We start from the raw sequence: 20,725 nt of genomic DNA on the forward strand, positions 1-20,725 counted from the left end.
TCTTTCTCTCAGGATCATGAATGAAGCGAGCAGACGCTTGTGGCGTCGCTCAGGTACGCCGGGTCACGCGTCGGACCAGGCGGTCGCCCGTGATTTGCACGGCCGAGACGAGCGCGATCAGGATCACGATCACGGTCGCCATGACGGTGGTGTCGAAACGCTGGTAGCCGTAGCGGATCGCGAGATCGCCGAGGCCGCCCGCGCCGACGGCGCCCGCCATCGCCGTCGAGCCGATCAGCGCGACGACGGTAATGGTGAAGCCGCCGAGCATGCCCGGCAGCGCTTCGGGCAGCAGCACGTGCCAGACGATGTGGCGGCGCTTCGCGCCCATCGCGAGCGCGGCCTCGATCAGCCCGCGGTCGACTTCGCGCAGGCTCACCTCGGCGATCCGCGCGAAGAACGGGATCGCGGCGATCGACAGCGGCACGACGGCCGCCCAGACGCCGATCGTCGTGCCGATCAGCACGCGCGTGAACGGCAGCAGCGCGACGAGCAGGATGATGAACGGCGTCGAGCGGAACACGTTGACGAGCGCGCCGAGCACCGCGTTCACGCCGCGCCGCTCGTAGATGCCGCCGGGCGCGGTCGTCACGAGGATCACCGCGAGCGGAATGCCGATCAGCGCGGCGATCACGGCCGACGCGGCAACCATCGACAGCGTGTCGCGGATCGCGTCGAGCAGTTCGGGCCACCAGAGGTCAAACATAGCCGAGCACCTCCGCGTGATTCGCGTGGCGGCGCGCGCGTTCCAGCAGCGCCGCCACCGCGCCGCCGTGGGCCGTCGATTGGCTTACGTCGTCCGCACGCGGTGATGCCGCGATCACGAGCCGCCCTTGCGCATGCCCCTGGATGCGCTCGATCCCGCCGTGCAGGAACCGCACCGAGCCGCCGAGCGCCGCCGCGAGCGCGCCGACATCCGGCTCGCCGCCGCTCTCGCCCGTATAGCGGACGTCGAGCACGACCTGCGCGCCTTCAGGCAACGCGGCCTGTTCCGGCAGCGGCTGCACGCGCGCGGCCAGTTCGGCCGGCAGGTCGTGCACGAGCGTGCTGAGCAGCGCGCGCGTCGCGCCGTGGCGCGGATCGCCGAACACGCGCCACACGGGGCCCGTTTCGACGACTTCGCCCTGTTCGATCACCGCGACCGTGTCGCACACCGCGCGGATCACTTCCATCTCGTGCGTGATCAGCACGATCGTCAGCCCTAGGCGGCGGTTGATGTCGGCGAGCAGCGCGAGGATCGACTGCGTCGTTTCGGGATCGAGCGCCGACGTCGCCTCGTCGCACAGCAGCACCTCCGGATCGTGCACGAGCGCGCGGGCAATGCCGACGCGCTGCTTCTGCCCACCCGACAGGCTGGCCGGATACGCGTCGCGCTTCGCGGCGAGCCCGACGAGTTCGAGCAGCGCCTCGACCTTGCGCACGCGCTCGGCCTTTGGCACGCCGGCGATCTTCAGCGGCAGCGCGACGTTCTCGAACACCGTCTTCGCGGACAGCAGGTTGAAATGCTGGAACACCATGCCGGTGCGGCGCCGCAGCGCGACGAGCCCGTCCTCGTCGAGCGCGCCGACATCGACGCCCTGCACGCGCACGCGGCCCGAACTCGGCCGTTCGAGGCCGTTCACGAGCCGCAGCAGCGTCGACTTCCCGGCGCCGCTGCGACCGATGATCCCGAAGACCTCGCCGCGCCGCACGTCGAGCGTCACGTCGCGCAATGCAGCGGCCTGGCCGCGCGGGGTCGCGAACACCTTGCCGACCTGCTCCAGCGACACCGCGGCGGCGCCGGCGCGGGTCGATTCGGCCGACGCGGCCGCTTCGTCATGTGCCGTTGCCTCGTCGCCCGCACGTACTGCCGATATCTCGACGAAACCCAACGTATCGAACAATTGCGTCATCGCTTCGCTCCGTCACGTTCACGCATGCGCGGGATGCGCGGATTCGGCCACGGCGGCCGGACGGTGCTGCGCGCCCGTGTGCCACGCGGGCAGGCGCGGGCCCGCGCCGAACAGCTTCTCGCGCAGCGTCGGCGCGGGATCGTAGTCCTCCTTGTAGACGCCGCGGTTCTGCAACTCGGGCACGACCCAGTCGACGAAATCCTCGAACGACTCGGGCATCACGGTGCGCGTCAGGTTGAAGCCGTCGATGCCGGTCTCGTCGATCCACGACTGCAACTCGTCCGCGACTTGCGACGGCGAGCCGACGATCGGCGCATAGCGGCCGCCGAGCGACATCTGTTCGAGCATGCGGCGCACGGTCCAGGTGCCGGTCGTGCTCTTGCGCGAGATCGCGTCGACGGCCGACTGGATCGAATCGGTCTTCACGTACGATATCGGTTCGTCGAGGCCGTACTTCGCGAAGTCGATGCCGGTCGAGCTCGCGAAATGCGCGAGGCCGGCCTCGGCGCTCGCATAACGCCGGTATTCGTCGAACTTCTCGCGCGCGAGCCGCTCGGTCTCCGCCGTCACGACGCTCACGCCCGCGAAGATCCGGATCGATGCCGGGTCGCGCCCTTGCCGTGCAGCGGCCGCGCGGATGTCGAGTGCGGCCGCGCGCGCGGCGGCCTTGCTTTGCCCGTTCACGAATACGCATTCCGCGTGACGGCCCGCGAACTGGACGCCGCGCGCGGACGAGCCGGCCTGGTACAGCACCGGCGTGCGCTGCAACGACGGCTCGCTCAGATGAATCGCGTCGATCGAATAGAACGGCCCGTCGTGCTTCACGCGCCGCACCTTGCCCGGCTGCGCGAACACGCGCGCCTGCGCGTCGCGGATCACCGCATCGTCGTCCCAGCTCTGTTCCCACAGCTTGTAGACGACGTCCATGTAGTCGTCCGCGCGCTCGTAGCGGTCGTCGTGGCCGATCTGCTGCGCGAGGCCCATCCCGCGCGCCGCGCTGTCGAGATAGCCGGTGACGATGTTCCAGCCCACACGCCCTTTCGTCAGATGATCGAGCGTCGACATGCGGCGCGCGAACAGGTACGGCGGCTCGTAGGTCAGGTTCGCGGTCACGCCGAAGCCGAGATGCCGCGTGACCTGCGCCATCGCCGGCACGAGCAGCAGCGGATCGTTGACGGGCACCTGCACCGATTCGCGCAGCGCGGCGTCCGGGCCGCCGCCGAACACGTCGTACACGCCGACGATGTCCGCGAGAAAGATCCCGTCGAACTTGCCGCGTTCGAGCGTCTTCGCGAGGTCGGCCCAGTAGTCGAGATCGGTGTAGTGCGCGGAGCGGTCGCGCGGATGCGTCCACAGCCCGTGGTTGATGTGCCCGACGCAGTTCATGTTGAACGCGTTGAGCAGGATCTTCTTGCGGTTCGCCGTCGTCATGCCCGCCTCCGTCACCACGCGATCGCGTACAGCGAGCCGAACGCGTTGTCGAGCGCCTTGCGCACGGCCGGCGACTGCTGGTAGATCGCGATGAACTTGCGGATGCGCGGATCGTTCACGCTGTCCGGCCGCACGACCCACTGGATCGCGAAGATCTTGTTCTCGGTGCCGTCGAACAGCAGCGCGCTGTTCGGGTCGGTCGTGCCGGCGAGCTTGATGAAGCTCGGGTAGCCCTGCGCGAGATCAACGTCGTCGAGCGAACGCGCGAGCTGCGACGCTTCGAGCGGAATGATCTTCAGGTGCTTCGGGTTCGACACGATGTCGTGCGTCGTCGCGCGGTAGTCGGCGCCCGGCTTCAGCGTGATGAGCCCCGCGCGCTGCAGCAGCAACAGCCCGCGCCCGCCGTTCACCGGATCGTTCGCGATCGCGACTTTCGCGCCGTCCTTCAGCTCGCTGAAGCTTTTCACCTTCTTCGAATAGAGGCCGATCTTCATGATCGTGCCGGGTGCGATCGACACGAAGTTGTAGCCGCCCTGCTTGTTCGCGTTCTCGAGGAACGGGATGTGCTGGAAGTAGTTGACGTCGATGTCCTTGTTCGCGAGCGCCGCGTTCGGCGTATTCCAGTCGGTGAATTCGACGATCTTCACGTCGAGCCCCTGCGCCTTCGCCTCCTTCGCGGCGACCTTCAGCGCCTCGATCTGCGGGCTGGTCGAGATGCCGACCTTCAGCGGCGCGGTGTCGGCGTGCGCGCCATTGAGCAACACGACGCCAAGCACGGCGGCAGCCAGCAGACGCGCGACGCGGCCGGCGGAAAAGCGGGCGGAAAAAACGGCATGCAGCATGAAACCACTCTCCTGTCCAAAGACGGTATCGACGGATGAGCGACGCCGCGGCGAACGCGCGGGCGTTCTCCGGACAGGGGTCATCGCATCGGAAAAGGATCAGCCGATGATAGAGAGCGGCGCGGGGGCGGTCTACGAAGCGATTGTGCGAAGAAAATCGCGCGCGACGATATGGCGGGCGGCCATGCGGAATCGGGGGCCTGACCGGGCGCCCGGCCGAAATCTCGGCCTGGGCGCCGGGCGAATTCCGAAATCTCGGCCAGCCGAGCGGGTCGCCCTTTCCGCAGACGAAACAAACCCCTTATAAATCAATGCATTAAAAATATTCCGACAGACCGGATTTCTGGCACGTGGGTTGCGTAATAGACGGCACACGATGCCGCGAAGCCATGCAGGCATACCAACATCAGGAGACACGTCTTGCAGACCTCTATCCATACCCCGTCCCATCCGGAGCCGGTTTCCGACGCCGTCGCCGCCCCGCGCGAGCGCTTCTGGCCGGAAGGCTGGTGGAAACTGATGGAAATCCGCATCGGCATCATTCCGCTGCCCGTCTACTTCATCCTGCTCGCGCTGATCGTCGGCTTCTCGGTGACCGGCAAGGTGCCCGGCGAGATCTCGATGGCGATCGCGGTGCTCGCGTTCTTCGGCTTCACCTGCGCGGAACTGGGCAAGCGCCTGCCGCTGCTGCGCAACATCGGCGCGGCCGCGATCTTCGCGACCTTCGTGCCGTCGGCGCTCACGTACTACCACGTGCTGCCCAAGCCGGTGCTGAACCTGACCGTCGAGTTCACGAAGTCGACCAACTTCCTGTACCTGTTCATCGCGTCGATCATCGTCGGCAGCATCCTGAGCATGGATCGCCGCGTGCTGATCCAGGGCTTCGTGAAGATCTTCATCCCGCTCGCGGCCGGCTCGGTCGCGGCCGCGATCGTCGGCACGGCGGTCGGCACCGCGCTCGGCCTCGGCGCGCGCCACACGCTGCTGTACATCGTCGTGCCGATCATGGCGGGCGGCGTCGGCGAAGGCGCGATTCCGCTGTCGATCGGCTATTCGGAACTGATGCACCTGCCGCAAGGCGAGATGTTCGCGATGGTGCTGCCGCCGGTGATGCTCGGCAGCCTGACCGCGATCATCCTGTCGGGCGCGCTCGACATGCTCGGCAAGCGCCTCCCGCACCTGACCGGCAACGGCCGCCTGCAGGTCGGCGAATCGGGCGACATGACGCCCGAGAACGAGGAAATCCGCGGCCACGTCGACGTCTCGCACATCGCGGGCGCCGGCATCACGGCCATCACGCTGTACCTGGTCGGCCTGATGGCGCACAAGCTGTTCGGCCTGCCCGCGCCGGTCGCGATGCTGTTCCTCGCGGTGCTCGTGAAGCTCGCGCGCGCGGTGTCGCCGCCGCTGCAGGAAGGCGCGTTCGTCGTCTACAAGTTCTTCTCGACCGCCGTCACGTATCCGCTGCTGTTCGCGATCGGCGTCGCGATGACGCCGTGGGACAAGCTGACCGCCGCGTTCACGATCGTCAACGTCGTCACCATCGTGTCGACCGTCGCGACGCTGATGGGCACCGGTTTCGTGGTCGGCCGCCTGATGAAGATGTACCCTATCGACACCGCAATCGTGAACGCCTGCCACAGCGGGCAAGGCGGCACCGGCGACGTCGCGATCCTGACTGCCGCGAACCGGATGCAGCTGATGCCGTTCGCGCAGATCGCGACGCGTATCGGCGGCGCGATCGTCGTCACGGTCACGCTGATCCTGATCGCCCACTTCGGATGACGCGCCGCCGCGCGCACCGTCGCGCAGGCCGCTTTGCACGCGCCGCCGCCGGCCTAGCCGGCGCGCGGCGCGTGTCGTTCGGGGCGTCGTTTCGGGCGTCGCGCCGGGCGGACGATTGCGGGCTTCGATGAGGGCGAACGTGCAGAAGAGCTTCAAGGGAATCCCGTGGTGGGGCTGGGCATCGGCCGGCGTGCTGTACGTATGCGTGGCGGCCGCGGCCGTCGATTTCGCGTGGGAACGCGCGATCGACGCGCTCGAGGAAACCGGTGCGCACCGGCTCGACCTGTATGCGTCGAGCCTGAAGAGCGAGCTCGGCCGCTTCGAGATCCTGCCTGGCCTGGTCGCGCGGCAGGACGGTGTGCGCACGATGCTGGAAGCCGCCCCGCATGACGCCCCCGCGCTCGTGCACACGGTGAACACCTACCTCGAAGCCGTGAACCGCGACGCGGGCAGCGGCGCGGTCGACGTGATCGACCTGCAGGGCAACGTGATCGCCGCCAGCAATTGGAACGAGACGCTCAGCTTCGTCGGCACCAACGTGTCGTACCGGCCGTACTTCAAGGACGCGCTCGCGCGCGGCAGCGGCCGCTTCTTCGGCATCGGCACCAACACCGGCGTGCCGGGCGTCTACTTCGCCAGCGCGGTGCGCGACGGCGGCGTGCCGATCGGCGTGGCCGCCGTGAAGATCAGCGTCGATCCGCTCGAATCGGCGTGGCGCGCGCCGGGCGTCGCCGCGATGGTCGTCGACAGCAACGGCGTGGTCGTGATCTCGACCGAACCCGCATGGAAATTCACCGCGCTGCGCCCGATCACCGCACAGCAGCAGCGCGACATCCAGGCGTCGCGCCAGTACGCAGGCCGCACGGTCGACGCGCTGCCGTACCGCCATATCGGCGACCGCAGCGCGGCCGCGTGGTTCGGCACCTTCCCCGATACGCACCACAGCGGCCGCACCACGCGCTATCTCGTGATGTCGCGCCCCGCGCCGCAGGCCGGCGATTCGCTGATGGTGCTGCTCGACATCGCGGGCGCGCGGCGCCAGCAGCAAACGGCCTTCGTGTTCGTCACCGGCGCGTTCCTGATCGCCGCGCTGCTGGCCGGCTACGCGATCCAGCGACGCCGGGCGATCGTCGCGCGACTGAACGCGCAGGACGCGCTGCGGCGCGCGAACGACCAGCTCGAGCTGACCGTCGCACAGCGCACGGCCGCGCTGACGGCCGCGAACGAACGGATGCAGCGCGAGATCGTCGAGCGCGAGCGCACCGAGCAGCGGCTGCGCGCGTCGCAGCAGGAAGTCGTGCATGCGGGCAAGCTCGCGGTGCTCGGGCAGATGGCCGCCGGCCTCACGCACGAGCTGAACCAGCCGCTCGTCGCGATCCGCACGCTGTGCGACAACGCGCGCACGTTCTTCGAGCGCGGTCAGCCCGCGCCGGCGCTCGCCAATCTCGAACGGATCGGCAAGCTCGTCGATAGCATGGCGGTGCTCACCGGCGAGCTGAAGACCTTCGCGCGCAAGCCCGACGTCGAACGCGTCGCGGTGTCGCTGAACGAGGCCGTCGCGCATGCGCGGCTCATCTACGATGCGCGGATCCGCGACGAAGGCGTGCAGCTCGACGTGAACATCGCACCCGGCACAGCCGTGTCGGCCGAATCGAGCCAGTTGCAGCAGGTGATCGTGAACCTGCTCGGCAACGCGCTCGACGCGGTGCACGACGCGCCAGTGCGCCGCATCGTCATCGAGGCCGCCGGGCCGGACGAAGCCGGCCGCGTGCGCTTCACCGTCGCCGACAGCGGCGCGGGCATCGCGCCCGAGGTGCTGCCGCACCTGTTCGAGCCGTTCGTCACGACCAAGCCGCGCGGCCAGGGCCTCGGGCTCGGCCTCGCGATCACGTCGCGCATCGTCGAGGCGTTCGGCGCGAAGATCGCCGCGACGAACCGCGACGAAGGCGGCGCGCAGTTCAGTATCGAATTCGCGGCGGCCACGCTGCAAAGGACAGAGCATGGAAGATGAGATTCGGGTGCTGGTCGTCGAGGACGATGAAAACGTCCGGATCGGCGTCGAGCAGGCGGTAGCGCTTGCCGGCTTCGCAGTGGACGCGTTCGCCTCGGCCGCCGACGCACTGCATCACGTCGCGCCCGGTGCGCCGGTCGTGATCGTGTCGGACGTGCGGATGCCGGGCATCGACGGGCTGCAGCTGCTCGATCGCGTGATGGCCATCGACGCGCAGATCCCGGTCGTGCTGATCAGCGGCCATGCCGACATCTCGACGGCCGTCGGCGCGATGCAGGTCGGCGCGTACGACTTCATCGAGAAGCCGTTCTCGTCGGACGTGATCGCGGGGCGCGTCGCGCGCGCGGTCGAGAAGCGCCGCCTGACGCTCGAGGTGCAGGGGCTGCGCGCGGCGCTGAACAACTGGCAGGGCATCGAGGCGTTCGTGCTCGGCAAGTCGCCCGCGATGGCCGACGTGCGCAAGAAGATCCTGCGCCTCGCCGATACGTCGGTGTCGGTGTTGATCACCGGCGAAACCGGCACCGGCAAGGAACTGATCGCGCGCAGCCTGCACGATTTCGGCGGCCGGCGCGACGCCCATTTCGTCGCGCTGAACTGCGGCGGTTTGCCGGAGCAGGTCTTCGAGAGCGAACTGTTCGGTCATGAAGCCGGCGCGTTCACCGGCGCGATCAAGAAGCGCATCGGCAAGATCGAATGGGCGGACGGCGGCACGCTGTTCCTCGACGAGATCGAGACGATGCCGATTTCGCTGCAGGTCAAGATGCTGCGCGTGCTGCAGGAGCGCGTGGTCGAGCGGCTCGGCGCGAACGAGCTGATTCCGGTCGACTGCCGCGTGGTCGCCGCGTCGAAGGCCGATCTTGCCGAGCTCGCGGCCGACGGCCGCTTTCGCGCGGACTTGCTGTATCGCCTCAACGTCGCGCAGATCGAACTGCCGCCGCTGCGCGAGCGGCGCGAGGACGTGCCGCTGCTGTTCGAGCATTTCGTGCTCGCGGCCGCGCGCCGCTTCGGGCAGCCGGCACCGGTCGTCACGGCTGCGCAGGTATCCGAACTGATGACGCATGCGTGGCCCGGCAACGTGCGCGAGCTGCAGAACGTGGCCGACCGCTTCGTGCTCGGGCTGACCGGCGACAGCCTGCTGTCGTCCGGCGGCACGCCGGCCGCGGGCGGCACGCTCGCGGAACAGCTCGCGTATTTCGAGCGGATGCTGATCGAGGACATGCTGCAGCGTCACAACGGCAACGTTGCGGACGCAAGCGAAGCGCTTGGCATGCCGAAGAAAACGCTCTATCACAAGCTGCGCAACCTGCGGATTCCCGCGCGCGGCGACGCGGCGGCCGATGGCGGCGAATGACGCGAACGAGGACACGCACTCCAGCATGGATCGCATCGACATCACCGAACACGGCCGCGTCACTGGCCACCTGATCCGCGGCGTCACGCACGCGCAGAAGACCTTCCGCCCGAGCGACTGGCCCGAGCGCCTCGCGGGCGTCATCACGCTGTTCGTCGGCGAACGGCGGCCTGGCTATCCGTGCGCGCTGTCGCGGCTCGCGATGCCCGTCGTCGACGGCAACGTCAAATGCCTGTTCGTGTCGGACGAATTGCGCACCGTGTGTGCGGACGCGTTCGATTTCGCGATGCAGTTCGCGGCCGACAACGACCTCCCCGTCGTGCTTCAGACCGCGCCGGCGTTGACCGTGCGCTGACGCGCGGGCCGCTTTCGCGGCTCGCGTACCTGCTTCCCGTTTTCCAAAGGTGCCATGCGCGGATGCGCAGGTCGCCGCACGCCCTTTTCCGGCGTTTCCGGCGCCGCGACCAATCGTTAGACGATTGAAAGCATCGATACCCTTCCCCTTCCGACAAGGGTTTGCGGCGGAGCCATCAATAAAATTGATCGTGACGATGAAAATTATGCGTTTTCCTTGCAGGTCGCCGTGATGCATAGTTGCGTCGTGTTGACGCACCTTTGAGTCTTTCAGATGAACATGCGAATCGAGCCGTCCGTGCTCGCGAACCCCGACCTGCAATTTGCGACGCTTTCGTCAGGCATCAGCCTGCCGTATGTCGAGCGGGGCAGCGGCGCGCCGATGGTGTTCGTGCACGGCTCGCTGTGCGACTACCGCTACTGGGATCCGCAGCTCGCGTCGCTGTCGGCCCACTACCGCTGCATCGCGCCGAGCCTCAGCCATTACTGGCCGGCCGTCGAAGCGGGCATCCAGGACGAGTTCAGCTGGCAGAACCATGTGGATGAGCTCGCCGAATTCATCGACGCGCTCGATCTCGGCCCCGTGCATCTGGTTGGCCACTCGCGCGGCGGCAGCGTCGCGTTCAACGTCGCGCGCCAGCATCCGCATCTCGTCGAATCGCTGACGCTCGCCGATCCGGGCGGCCCGCTGCAACAGCCGGGCGTGCGCGAAGCCGCCATGCCGGCCACCGCACTCGCGCTGCGCACGAAGGCCGTGAACCTGATCGATCAAGGCGAAGTCGAAGCCGGCCTCGAAATGTTCGTCGATTCCGTGAGCCTGCCGGGTGCATGGAAGAAGAGCACGTCGCGCTTCCGCACGATGGCGATCGACAACGCGAGCACGCTGCCGAAGCAGTTGCGCGACCCGCTGCCCGCGTACACGCAGCACACGGCCGGCGACATCGCATGCCGCACGCTGCTGATCGACGGCCAGCGCAGCCCGAAGATGTTCCGCAACAACGTCGACACGCTGTCGCAATGGATCGGCAATGCGCAACGGCAGACCGTCGCCGGCGCGTCGCACGGGATGAACGCGGCGAGCCCCGCCGTGTTCAACCGCTTCGTGCACGAGTTCGTCACCGCGTAAGTGCTCCCGGGCGGCTTCTGCGCCGCCCGTTCTCCTCGCCGTTCAACGACGATGCGGATACACGCCGCATCGCCGCTTCGTCTGGCCGTTATCGGCAGGTCACGCGGACGGACGGCCCGCCCTGCGCAACGACCAGGTCGCGGCCATTGTCGTCGCTGCCTACACCCGTTTCGGTGTATGAGTAGACGGGCTGGTACGTGCCGCCGTCGTAGCGGTAATACGTCGCCTGATGCTCACCCATGCTGATCCGGGCCATCGTCTTGAGGTCGGGCCACCCGTTGCAGGTGGTGTCGAGCACACCAACCGGGCCGTCGTCGATACCCAGCAGCGGTTCGAACCCGCGCTTGCGCGCACGGTACAGCCATTGCTGCGCGTTGACCTGGTTCCCGCTCATCTCGCAGCTCACGAATAGCATCTTGCCGTGCGGGCCGTCGCAGGTTTGCGCGATCACCGCTTCGTCGCCGCATTCGCGGGCAAGTGCTTTGCGTACACGTGTGCCGAGCGGTGCCAGCGCGCGATCGGCACGCGCATCGACCGGAGCGTTCGTGCACAGGCCATTGCCGCGCGGCCACACGGGATGCGCATGCAGGTACAGCGGCGACAGCGCACCGATCACGGCATCCAGTTCGCGATCGAGACATCGCGTGTCCTTGCAGCGCCCGATTGCCCGGTTCTGCGCATCGATCTTCTCGTCGATATTCCACGGGTCGTCCACCACGGCAAGCGTCGCGTACTGGAGAAACCGCGCGGCGAACACCTTCTCCGCCAACGCGGCGATGTCGCAGGTGCCGGGCGGCAGCGCGGCACGCGCGGCGGCAGCCGCCTTCAGCAGTTCGTCATCCGGGTCGTCGCTCAGCTTGCGCACGTCGACGCACGGCTTGAGCAGCAATTGCGTCGAGGCGTAACCGTTATCGGCCTGTTCGCTGCGCGGCAGCACACTCGGCCCTTCCGCTTGCGCGGACGATGCAATGAAGAATGCGCCGGCAAGCCATGCCACGCAGGATATCGACGTCTTTCGAATGCTCATCGGTTTGAACGGCCCGCTCGGGCACATGAGTCGCGACGGAATACCGTCGGGCATGCGGCCCGCACGCCCGAACGATGTTTTGCGCGATTGTAGCGGCTGCCTGCGGACGCGCCGCGCCGTCGCTCACCAGACCGCCGGCTCCGCCTTGCGCGTGACCGTATCCGGCAATCCGAACACGCTGTCGAACGCCCAGTTGTACGTGAACGTGAAGATCGGGAAGAACACGATCAGCACCGCGTCGTACAGGAACGCCTGCAGCAGCGACACGTCGAGCCACCACGCGATCAACGGAATCAGAAACGTCACGAGCGCAACCTGGAAGCCGATCGCATGCAGCACGCGGCGCCCGACCGTGCGCGTCGTCGCCGCGCTTCTGCGCTCCCACGCCTCGAACGCGAGGTTGTACAGGAAATTGACGGTGACACCCGTCGTCGAGATCATCACGCCCATCGCGCCGCTCGTCGCCACGCTCGCGCCGCTCAGCATGCCGAGCACCGACGATGCGATCAGGATGCCGAGCACTTCGAACACCACGACGTAGACTATGCGTCTCTTCCACCCTTGCATGACCATCCACCTTCTATCGAACGAGGTGGCGAGACTATCAGCGGGTAGCGTGTCCGCAAAAGTCAGGTCCTTTCAATTTTTCTGACAGGAGGCCAGTGCATGCTGACCAGCGACCACATCGACATGCTGCTGACCGTCATCGACAAAGGCTCGTTTTCCGCCGCCGCGCGGGCGCTGGGCCGCACGCCGTCCGCGATCAGCATGGCGATCGCGAACCTCGAGGCCGAACTCGACCTCGTGCTGTTCGACCGCGGCACGCGCGAACCGACGCCGACCGCCGCGATGGCCGCGCTGCTGCCCGACGCGCGCTCGATCGCCGAACGGCTGCACGCGCTGCGTGCGCATGCGCAGCACCTGTCGGAAGGCGTCGAGGATACGTTGCGGCTCGGCCTCGCCGCCGAACTCGATGGCGCACCCGTCGCCCGCGCGCTGACGGCCGTCGCCGCGAAATACCCAGCGCTCGCGATCAGCATCGTCACGGCGCCGCAGGACGTGATCATCGATGCGCTGCATCGCGGCGCCGTCGATCTCTGTGTCGCGTATGGTGGGCTCGACCTGCATCCGCAGGAGCAGATCCACGGACTGTGGACCGAGACGCTCGTTGCGGTCGCCGCGCCGAGCCATCCGGCGATCGCCGAATGCGCGCAACCCGAGGCGATCGAGCGGTTGTCGGGCTTCCGGCAGATCGTGATCGCCGATCCCGAGCGGCCGCTGACCGACGTGCGGCCGTTGATCGGCAACCGCACGTGGAAGGTGACCGACATGGCGACCGCAATCGCGCTCGTGAAGGCCGGACATGGCTGGGCGAACCTGCCCGAATCCGTGACCAGCCGATACGTCGCCGACGGCGACCTCGCGCCGCTCGTGTTCGCGAACATCCGCAACGGGCTGTCGCTGCCCGTGTTCCTGAGGCGGCCGAAGCACACGGCGCTCGGCAAGGCGGCCAGCGAACTGGTTCGCGCGCTGCGGGCTGCAGGCGATGAAAAATGACCGGCGTGGCGGCGAGCGCCGCCACGCCGTCGGTCAACGCCGGACAGCTTGACCGTTAGTTGCGATCAGTGCGCTGTCGCCGCCGCGCTCTGGATCGAATCGACGAGCGACGCGTTGTCGTAGCGTCGTCCGGCAATACCCCATCCGCCATCGACCGCATGGACGACGTTCACCCACACCTGCGCGGGCGTCAGCCGCCCACCTGCCCAGCGCAGCACGATCGCCGTCGCCCGTTCGACGAATTGCCGCTGACGGTCGGGCGCCGCGAGCGCCACGGCGGGCAGCTTCAGCTCGACGAACGCGGCGGGTTCCGCGCGTCCATGCACGAAGGTCCGGTTTCGCGGCAGCACGTTGAGCGTGCCCACTACGTTCGGCGCCAGGAACGCATTCCCGGCCAATCCCTCGACTTCCAGCAGCGCATCGGTCAACTCGGCAAACACCGGCCCCTCGTCGTCCGGCGTGAAAACCCCTTCGGATACGGTCAGCGTAATCGGCATTGCACTTTCTCCTGTTCAGGTCATCGGTTGGGTGACGTGATATAAATACCAGTCACTCTCTATACATTAGACACTGATCGCTCTCTATGCAAGATAAAGAGTGATCGCTCTGAAGCGAGCCTGTCATGCGTTATTCCGTCGAGCACAAGCACGAAACCCGTACGCGCATCCTCAATGCCGCGAGCCGGCTGTTCCGCGAGGAGGGGTATGGCGGCTCCGGCATCGGTCCGCTGACGAAGGCGGCGGGCGTCACCAACGGCGCGTTCTACGGCCATTTCAAAACGAAGGGTGAAGCGTTCCGGCAGGTCGTCCTCGATGGCCTCGCCCAGCTCCGGCAAGGCGTCGCGACGCTCAAGGCCGAGCATGGCGCGCGCTGGCCGCGCCCGTTCGCGTCGTTCTACCTCGGTCCGCGGCGCACCTGCGAACTCGGTGAAAGCTGTGCGCTGCCGAGCCTGTCGCCGGAAGTGATGCGCGCCGATGACGAAACGCGCGATGCGTACGAGCAGGCACTGCGGCAGATCGTCGACGAAGTGTCGTCCGGGATGGACAACCCACCCGACGACGATCGCGCGATCGCGTTTCTTGCGCTGCTGTCGGGCGGCGTCACGCTTGCGCGCGCGGTGCGCGATCCCGAACTGGCGCAGCGCATCGCCGATGCGGTCGGCCGCTACGCGGTGGTCATCGCCGAACGCACGGACGTGAAACCGGAGCAACCGGCCTGACCGCCCTGACTGACCGCCAATAAAAAACCCCGATCCGCATCGTCACGGATCGGGGGTTCTTCGATCGACCGCCTGTTTCGGCGAGCCGGTTCGTCAACGCGCCGCCACGTCCTCCTTGACGGACGCCGCATCGCCCACCGCCGTCGGTGCCGGCCCCCATCCGCCGCCCAGCGCACGGATCAGGTTCACGGTCGACACGGCCTGCGCGCCGGTCAACTGGTTCGACTGCAATTGCGACTGCAGCACCGAGCGCTCGCTGTCGATCACGTCGAGATACGCGACCTCGCCTTCCTGATATTGCGTTCGCGACAACGTCGCCGCGCGACGCGACGCGTTGACGGCCGCATCCTGCGCGCGGATCTGGTCGTCGAGCAGGCGCAGGTCGGCGAGATTGTCCTCGACCTCGCGGAACGCGACGAGCACCTGCTGCCGGTAGTTCGCAACCTGCTCGTCGTACTGCGCGCGTGCCTGCTGCACGCCGGCCGCACGGCGCCCGCCGTCGAACAGCGGCAGCGTCAGCGCGGTGCCGGCGAACGGCCCGAGCAGGAACGTGCGGCTCGACCACAGGAACAGGTTGCCGAGCGTCGATGCTTCATAGCCGAACGCCCCCGTGATGTCGAGCTTCGGGAAGTACGCCGACTTCGCGAGGCCGATCCGCGCGTTCGCGGCCGCCATCGCCCGCTCGGCCGCCGACACGTCCGGACGGCGCTCGAGCAGCGCGGACGGCAGGCCCGGCGGCACCTTCACCGCGACCGGCACGATCGGCGTTTCCTTGAACGCGAAATCCGCGGGCGCCTTGCCAAGCAGGATCGCGAGCGCATGCTCGGACGCCGCGCGCCGGCGCGCGACGCCGACCGCATCGGCCTGCGCAGTCGCCAGCTCGTTCTTCGCGCGCGACACGTCGAGCTCGCTGATGTCGCCTTCGTTGAAGCGGCGCTGCACGAGCTTCAGCGCCTGCTCGCGCAACTCGACCGTGCGGCGGTACAGGTCCTGGTCGGAATCGAGCTGACGCAGTTCGAAGTAGTTCTGCGCGACGTCCGCCTGCAGCGCGAGCTGCACTGAACGGAACAGCGCTTCGCTCTGCGCCTGGTCGGCACGCGACGCCTCGACGTTGCGGCCGACGCGGCCGAACAGGTCGGCTTCATATGACACCGTGCCCTGCGCGCGCCACAGCGTCGCGTTGGTCGGGCCCGTGCCCTGCGGCTGGAACTGCGACGCCGACGACAGCCCTTCACGCGTCGGCCCGAAACCGGCGCCGACCTGCGGGAACCACTGCGAGCGCGCCGAACGCGTCGCCGCGCGCGCTTCCTCGACACGTGCGGCCGCGGCCTTCAGGTTCTGGTTCGCGGCGAGCGCCTGCGTCTCGAGCGAATCGAGCACCGGGTCGCCGAACACCTTCCACCATTCGCCGCGATGCGCGCTGTCCGACGGCTCGGCCGTCTTCCACGTGCCGGCCTGTTCGCCGGCGGCAAGCGTCGGCGCTTCCTTGAATGCGGCGGGCGTCGGCGCATCCGGGCGCTTGTAGTCAGGCCCCACCGCGCACGCGGCGAGCAGCGTCGCGAGCAGGGTGCTCGCGGCCGCCACCTTCGCGAAGCGCATCAGGCCATTCGTGTTGTGCAAGTTATTCATCTTCCTGTCCTCAAGCATCCGAAGCCGGCACGTGCTGGGACGGCACACCGTAGCCGGCCGAGTCCTTCCCGGCGACGTGGATCTTGCCGCCCGCGAGCGTGCGCAGCACGACGTAGAACACCGGCGTCAGCATCAGCCCGAACAGCGTCACGCCAAGCATCCCGAAGAACACCGCGACACCCATCGCATGGCGCATTTCCGAACCGGCACCCGTCGACGTGACGAGCGGCACCACACCCATGATGAAGGCGATCGACGTCATCAGGATCGGGCGCAGCCGCAGCCGGCTCGCCTCGATCGCGGCCTCGAGCGGCGTCCTGCCGTCGTGTTCGAGTTCACGCGCGAATTCGACGATCAGGATCGCGTTCTTCGCCGACAGCCCCACCAGCACCATCAGGCCGATCTGCGTGAAGATGTTGTTGTCGCCCTGCGTGAGCCACACGCCCGTCAGCGCCGACAGAATGCTCATCGGCACGATCAGGATCACCGCGAGCGGCAACGTCAGGCTTTCATACAACGCGGCGAGGACGAGGAACACGAGCAGCACGCTGATCGGGAACACGTACATCGCCGAATCGCCGGCAAGAATCTGCTGGTACGTGAGGTCGGTCCATTCGAACCGCACGCCGCGCGGCAGCGTTTCATGCGCGATGCGCTCGATCGCGGCCTGCGCCTGCCCCGACGAGAAGCCCGGCGCCGGGCCGCCGTTGATGTCGGCCGCCGTGTAGCCGTTGTAGCGCACGACCATTTCCGGGCCGAACGTCGGCGTCACCGTGACGAGCGACGACAGCGGCACCATCTCGCCCTTGTCGTTGCGCGTCTTCAACTGCAGGATGTCGTCCGCACGCTGGCGGAACGGTGCATCGGCCTGCACGCGCACCTGGTACACGCGCCCGAAGCGGTTGAAGTCGTTCACGTACAGCGAGCCGAGATACACCTGCATCGTGTTGAACACGTCGGTCACCGGCACGCCCAACTGCTTCGCCTTCACGCGATCGAGATCGACGTTGAGCTGCGGCACGTTGATCTGGTAGCTCGTGAACAACGGGCCAAGCTCAGGCGCCTGCTGCGCGCGCTTGATGAAGTCGTTGGTCGCATCCGCGAGCCGCGCATAGCCGACCGCGCCGCGATCCTCCACCTGCATCTTGAACCCGCCCAGCGTACCAAGGCCGAGCACCGGCGGCGGCGGGAACACCGCGACGAACGAGTCCTTCATCGCGCCGTACTTCTGGTTCAGCGCACCCGCGATCGCGCCGGCCGACAGCGCCTTGCCGTGCCGTTCCGAGAACGGCTTCAGCGTGACGAACACGATGCCCGCGCTCGAGCTGTTCGTGAAGCCGTTCACCGACAGCCCCGGGAACGCGACCGCGCTCTCGACACCCGGCTGCTTCAGCGCGATCGAGCCCATGTCGCGGATCACCTTCTCGGTGCGGTCGAGCGACGCACCGTTCGGCAGCTGCGCGAACGCGATCAGGTATTCCTTGTCCTGCGCGGGCACGAAGCCGCCCGGCACGACCTTCGACACGAGCACGGTCGCGCCCACCAGCACGAGGTACACGCCGAGCATCAGCGTCTTGCGCGACAGCACGCCGCGCACGCCGCGGCCGTAGTTCTCCGCACCGCGATGGAACACCTTGTTGAAGCCGCGGAAGAAGCCGCCGAGCACGCGGTTCATCACGCGCGTGAGCCAGTCTTCCTTGTCGCCGTGACCCTTCAGCAGGATCGCGGACAGCGCCGGCGACAACGTCAGCGAGTTGAACGCCGAGATCACCGTCGAGATCGCGATGGTCATCGCGAACTGCTTGTAGAACTGGCCGGTCAGGCCCGACATGAACGCGAGCGGCACGAACACGGCGACGAGCGTCAGCGCGATCGCGATGATCGGCCCGCTCACTTCCTGCATCGCCTTGTAGGTCGCCGCCCGCGCGTTCATCCCGCTCTCGATGTTCCGCTCGACGTTCTCGACCACCACGATCGCATCGTCGACGACGATCCCGATCGCGAGCACCATCCCGAACAATGACAACGCATTGATCGAATACCCGAACGCGAGCAGCAGCGAGAACGTGCCGATGATCGACACCGGCACCGCGATCAGCGGAATCAGCGACGCGCGCCAGGTCTGCAGGAACACGATCACGACGATCACGACCAGCGCGATCGCTTCGAGCAGCGTGTGCACGACGGCCTTGATCGACGAACGCACGAACTGCGTCGGGTCATAGACGATCTTGTAGTCGACGCCCGCGGGCATGTCCTGCTTCAGCTCGGCCATCGTCTTGCGCACTTCGTCCGAGATCTGCAGCGAGTTCGCGCCCGGCGACTGGTTGATCGCCATCGCGACGGCCGGCTTGTTGTCGAGCAGCGAGCGCAGCCCGTATTCGGATGCGTCGAGCTGGATCCGCGCGATGTCGCGCAGGTGCGTGACGCCGCCGTCCGGCGTCGTCTTCACGACGATGTCGCCGAACTCGTCTTCCGTCTGCAAGCGACCGCGCGCGTTCACCGACAACTGCAGCGGCGTACCCGGCAGCGACGGCGACGCGCCGATCACGCCGGCCGCGACCTGCACGTTCTGCTCGCGGATCGCCTGCACGACGTCCTCGGCCGACAGCCCGCGCTGCGCGACCTTCTGCGGATCGAGCCACACGCGCATCGCGTAGTCGCCCGAACCCCACAGCTGCACCTGGCCAACGCCCTGGATTCGCGACAGGCGATCCTTCACGTTGATCAGCGCGTAGTTGCGCAGGTAGGTCATGTCGTAGCGGTTGTCCGGCGAGATCAGGTGGACCACCATCGTCAGCGTCGGCGAGCTCTTCACCGTCGTGATGCCGAGCCGCTGCACGTCTTCCGGCAAGCGCGGCAGCGCCTGGTTCACGCGGTTCTGCACGAGCTGCGTGGCCTTGTCCGGATCGGTGCCGAGCTTGAACGTGACGGTGATCGTCATGTTGCCGTCGCTGTTCGCCTGCGACTGCATGTAGAGCATGTCCTCGACGCCGTTGATCTGCTCTTCAAGCGGCGACGCGACCGTCTCGGCGATCACTTTCGGGTTCGCGCCCGGGTACTGCGCCTTCACGATCACGGACGGCGGCACGACTTCCGGATATTCGGAGATCGGCAGCAGGAACATCGCGATCACCCCGCCGAGCAGGATGATCACCGATAGGACTCCTGCAAAGATCGGCCGGTCGATAAAGAATTTGGAAATGTTCATGTGTGGCTCTGTCTGGTTGAACGCGGATACGAAGCGGCGGGCCGCTTACGAATCCGCCTTCGCCGGGGCGGCCGGCTTCGCGTTGCCCGCCAAAGGCGCGGACGGCGCGTCACCGCCCGTCATCGGGACCATGTGCGGCTTCACCTGTTCGCCGGGGCGCACGCGTTGCGTACCGTTCACGACCACGCGATCGCCGGCGGAGAGCCCGCTCACGATCACGCGCCGGTTGCCGTGCTGCATCCCCTGCTGCACTTCGCGGTACGACACGCGGCCTTGCTGGTCGACGACGAACACGAATTTCTTGTCCTGGTCGGTGTTGATCGCCGCGTCGTCGACAAGCAGTGCCTCGTGCGGCGCGCTGCCGCCCACCTTCACGCGTGCGTAGAGGCCCGGGACGAGCGCGCCATCGGCGTTGTCGAAGCGCGCGCGTACGCGGATCGTGCCGGATGACGTATCGAGCCGGTTGTCGACCGAGTCGATCTCGCCGCTGCGCGAGTAGCCGGTTTCGTTCGCGAGGCCGAGCTCGACCGGCACCTTGCGGCCGCTGCGCGCGCCGTTGATGTATTGCAGGTAGGTCTGCTCGTCCGCGTCGAACGATGCGTAGATCGGCGACACCGACACCAGCGTCGTCAGCGGTGCGGCCGCTGCGCCGGCCGACACGACATTGCCGAGCGTGATTTCCGCGCGCGACACGCGGCCCGACACAGGCGCCGTGATCCGCGTATAGCCGAGGTTGATGCGCGCCGTTTCCAGCGCGGCTTCGGCGGCCTTCAGGTTCGCCGTCGCCTCGCGGGCCGCATTCTGCTTCTCGTCGTAGTCGCGCTTCGCGATCGCGTTGTCGCCGATCAGCCGCTGCGCGCGCTGCCAGTCGGTCTGCGCGTAGCCGTTGCGCGCCTGCGCGGCCGCGAGCTGCGCGGCCGCACGGTCGGTTTCGGCCTGGTACGGGCGCGGGTCGATCACGAACAGCACGTCGCCCTTCTTCACGAGCGCGCCGTCCTTGAAGTTCACCGCGACGATCGTGCCCGACACCTGCGGGCGCACGTCGACTTTCTCGACCGCCTCGAGGCGGCCCGAATAACTCTGCCAGTCGGTCACGGTCTGCGGCACGACGGTCGCGACGTCGACTTCGGGCAGCGGTGCTGCCGCTTTCTCCGGTGCGTTCGCGTTCACGCGCATCGCGCCGAACGTTCCGAGGCCGACGACGGCGAGCGTCACGATCGCCGCTGTCGCGATTCGGGAACGGGAGGTGCGTAGGATGGCCATGTGGATCTCCAGTAAACGTGGATTGGT

Annotated in this window: 17 protein-coding genes; 7 read left to right on the top strand and 10 right to left on the bottom strand. The window is 67.4% G+C overall.

The genetic code is table 11. The features are described 5' to 3' along the window. Nucleotides 1-49: 49 nt before the first annotated feature. Genes CFB50_RS31490 through CFB50_RS31505 form a run of 4 tightly spaced genes read right to left on the bottom strand, consistent with a single transcriptional unit; the run spans nt 50 to nt 4,165 of the window. Nucleotides 50-706, bottom strand: coding sequence for a methionine ABC transporter permease (locus CFB50_RS31490; RefSeq protein WP_046546161.1), 657 nt, complete (start codon nt 704-706; stop codon nt 50-52). Next, nucleotides 699-1,892 (bottom strand): methionine ABC transporter ATP-binding protein, encoded by a 1,194-nt coding sequence (locus tag CFB50_RS31495; protein WP_089448487.1) that lies wholly within the window; start codon nt 1,890-1,892, stop codon nt 699-701. Before CFB50_RS31495 ends, CFB50_RS31490 begins: the two co-directional genes overlap by 8 nt. An 18-nt stretch (nt 1,893-1,910) precedes the next feature. Further along, the gene (locus CFB50_RS31500; protein ID WP_089448488.1) at nt 1,911-3,323 is read right to left on the bottom strand and encodes an LLM class flavin-dependent oxidoreductase; all 1,413 of its coding nucleotides are present in this window, start codon (nt 3,321-3,323) and stop codon (nt 1,911-1,913) included. An 11-nt stretch (nt 3,324-3,334) separates the two neighbouring features. Then, on the bottom strand, nt 3,335-4,165 hold the full coding sequence (locus CFB50_RS31505; RefSeq protein WP_089448489.1) for a MetQ/NlpA family ABC transporter substrate-binding protein: 831 nt from the start codon (nt 4,163-4,165) through the stop codon (nt 3,335-3,337). A gap of 420 nt (nt 4,166-4,585) precedes the next feature. On the opposite strand from CFB50_RS31505, the gene CFB50_RS31510 reads away from it, so the two are divergent. The 5 genes from CFB50_RS31510 to CFB50_RS31530 all read left to right on the top strand — a co-directional run bounded on the left by CFB50_RS31510 (nt 4,586) and on the right by CFB50_RS31530 (nt 10,792). Continuing rightward, complete coding sequence (locus tag CFB50_RS31510) at nt 4,586-5,950, top strand: 2-hydroxycarboxylate transporter family protein (RefSeq protein WP_069252559.1); 1,365 nt, start codon at nt 4,586-4,588, stop codon at nt 5,948-5,950. A gap of 127 nt (nt 5,951-6,077) precedes the next feature. After that, complete coding sequence (locus tag CFB50_RS31515; protein WP_089448490.1) at nt 6,078-7,961, top strand: sensor histidine kinase; 1,884 nt, start codon at nt 6,078-6,080, stop codon at nt 7,959-7,961. Then, nucleotides 7,951-9,312, top strand: a complete 1,362-nt coding sequence (locus tag CFB50_RS31520; protein ID WP_089448491.1) for a sigma-54-dependent transcriptional regulator — start codon at nt 7,951-7,953, stop codon at nt 9,310-9,312. The genes CFB50_RS31515 and CFB50_RS31520 overlap by 11 nt, the downstream gene beginning before the upstream one ends. Before the next feature lie 25 nt (nt 9,313-9,337). Further along, a complete protein-coding gene (locus tag CFB50_RS31525) occupies nt 9,338-9,667 on the top strand; it encodes a DUF3579 domain-containing protein (protein ID WP_089448705.1) in 330 nt (109 codons plus the stop codon). A 273-nt stretch (nt 9,668-9,940) separates the two neighbouring features. Next, nucleotides 9,941-10,792: an alpha/beta fold hydrolase gene (locus tag CFB50_RS31530; RefSeq protein WP_089448492.1), complete on the top strand. Its 852-nt coding sequence runs from the start codon at nt 9,941-9,943 to the stop codon at nt 10,790-10,792. 88 nt (nt 10,793-10,880) lie between these two features. Here CFB50_RS31530 and CFB50_RS31535 read toward each other — a convergent pair whose 3' ends face one another. Continuing rightward, nucleotides 10,881-11,789: a hypothetical protein gene (locus CFB50_RS31535; RefSeq protein ID WP_217481553.1), complete on the bottom strand. Its 909-nt coding sequence runs from the start codon at nt 11,787-11,789 to the stop codon at nt 10,881-10,883. A 153-nt stretch (nt 11,790-11,942) separates the two neighbouring features. Continuing rightward, on the bottom strand, nt 11,943-12,386 hold the full coding sequence (locus CFB50_RS31540) for a PACE efflux transporter (protein WP_089448706.1): 444 nt from the start codon (nt 12,384-12,386) through the stop codon (nt 11,943-11,945). Between the two features lie 99 nt (nt 12,387-12,485). On the opposite strand from CFB50_RS31540, the gene CFB50_RS31545 reads away from it, so the two are divergent. Further along, on the top strand, nt 12,486-13,376 hold the full coding sequence (locus tag CFB50_RS31545; RefSeq protein WP_089448494.1) for a LysR family transcriptional regulator: 891 nt from the start codon (nt 12,486-12,488) through the stop codon (nt 13,374-13,376). A gap of 65 nt (nt 13,377-13,441) precedes the next feature. Here the strand turns inward: CFB50_RS31545 and CFB50_RS31550 are convergent, their stop codons facing one another. Continuing rightward, on the bottom strand, nt 13,442-13,873 hold the full coding sequence (locus CFB50_RS31550; RefSeq protein ID WP_089448495.1) for a Tautomerase enzyme: 432 nt from the start codon (nt 13,871-13,873) through the stop codon (nt 13,442-13,444). A 125-nt stretch (nt 13,874-13,998) separates the two neighbouring features. Between CFB50_RS31550 and CFB50_RS31555 the strand changes: the two genes are divergently transcribed. Beyond that, nucleotides 13,999-14,595, top strand: coding sequence for a TetR/AcrR family transcriptional regulator (locus CFB50_RS31555; RefSeq protein WP_089448496.1), 597 nt, complete (start codon nt 13,999-14,001; stop codon nt 14,593-14,595). A 93-nt stretch (nt 14,596-14,688) separates the two neighbouring features. Here the strand turns inward: CFB50_RS31555 and opcM are convergent, their stop codons facing one another. Genes opcM through ceoA form a run of 3 tightly spaced genes read right to left on the bottom strand, consistent with a single transcriptional unit; the run spans nt 14,689 to nt 20,698 of the window. Then, the gene (gene opcM, locus CFB50_RS31560; protein ID WP_089448497.1) at nt 14,689-16,224 is read right to left on the bottom strand and encodes a multidrug efflux transporter outer membrane subunit OpcM; all 1,536 of its coding nucleotides are present in this window, start codon (nt 16,222-16,224) and stop codon (nt 14,689-14,691) included. 10 nt (nt 16,225-16,234) lie between these two features. Then, nucleotides 16,235-19,435, bottom strand: coding sequence for a multidrug efflux RND transporter permease subunit CeoB (gene ceoB / locus CFB50_RS31565; protein ID WP_046546174.1), 3,201 nt, complete (start codon nt 19,433-19,435; stop codon nt 16,235-16,237). A gap of 45 nt (nt 19,436-19,480) precedes the next feature. Beyond that, nucleotides 19,481-20,698 carry a multidrug efflux RND transporter periplasmic adaptor subunit CeoA gene (gene ceoA, locus CFB50_RS31570; protein WP_089433383.1) on the bottom strand — a complete coding sequence of 406 codons (1,218 nt, stop codon included), beginning with the start codon at nt 20,696-20,698 and terminating at the stop codon, nt 19,481-19,483. Nucleotides 20,699-20,725: the final 27 nt, after the last annotated feature.

The sequence above is a fragment of the Burkholderia sp. AU33423 genome, from assembly GCF_002223135.1.
GTDB classification, from domain to species: Bacteria; Pseudomonadota; Gammaproteobacteria; order Burkholderiales; family Burkholderiaceae; genus Burkholderia; species Burkholderia lata_D.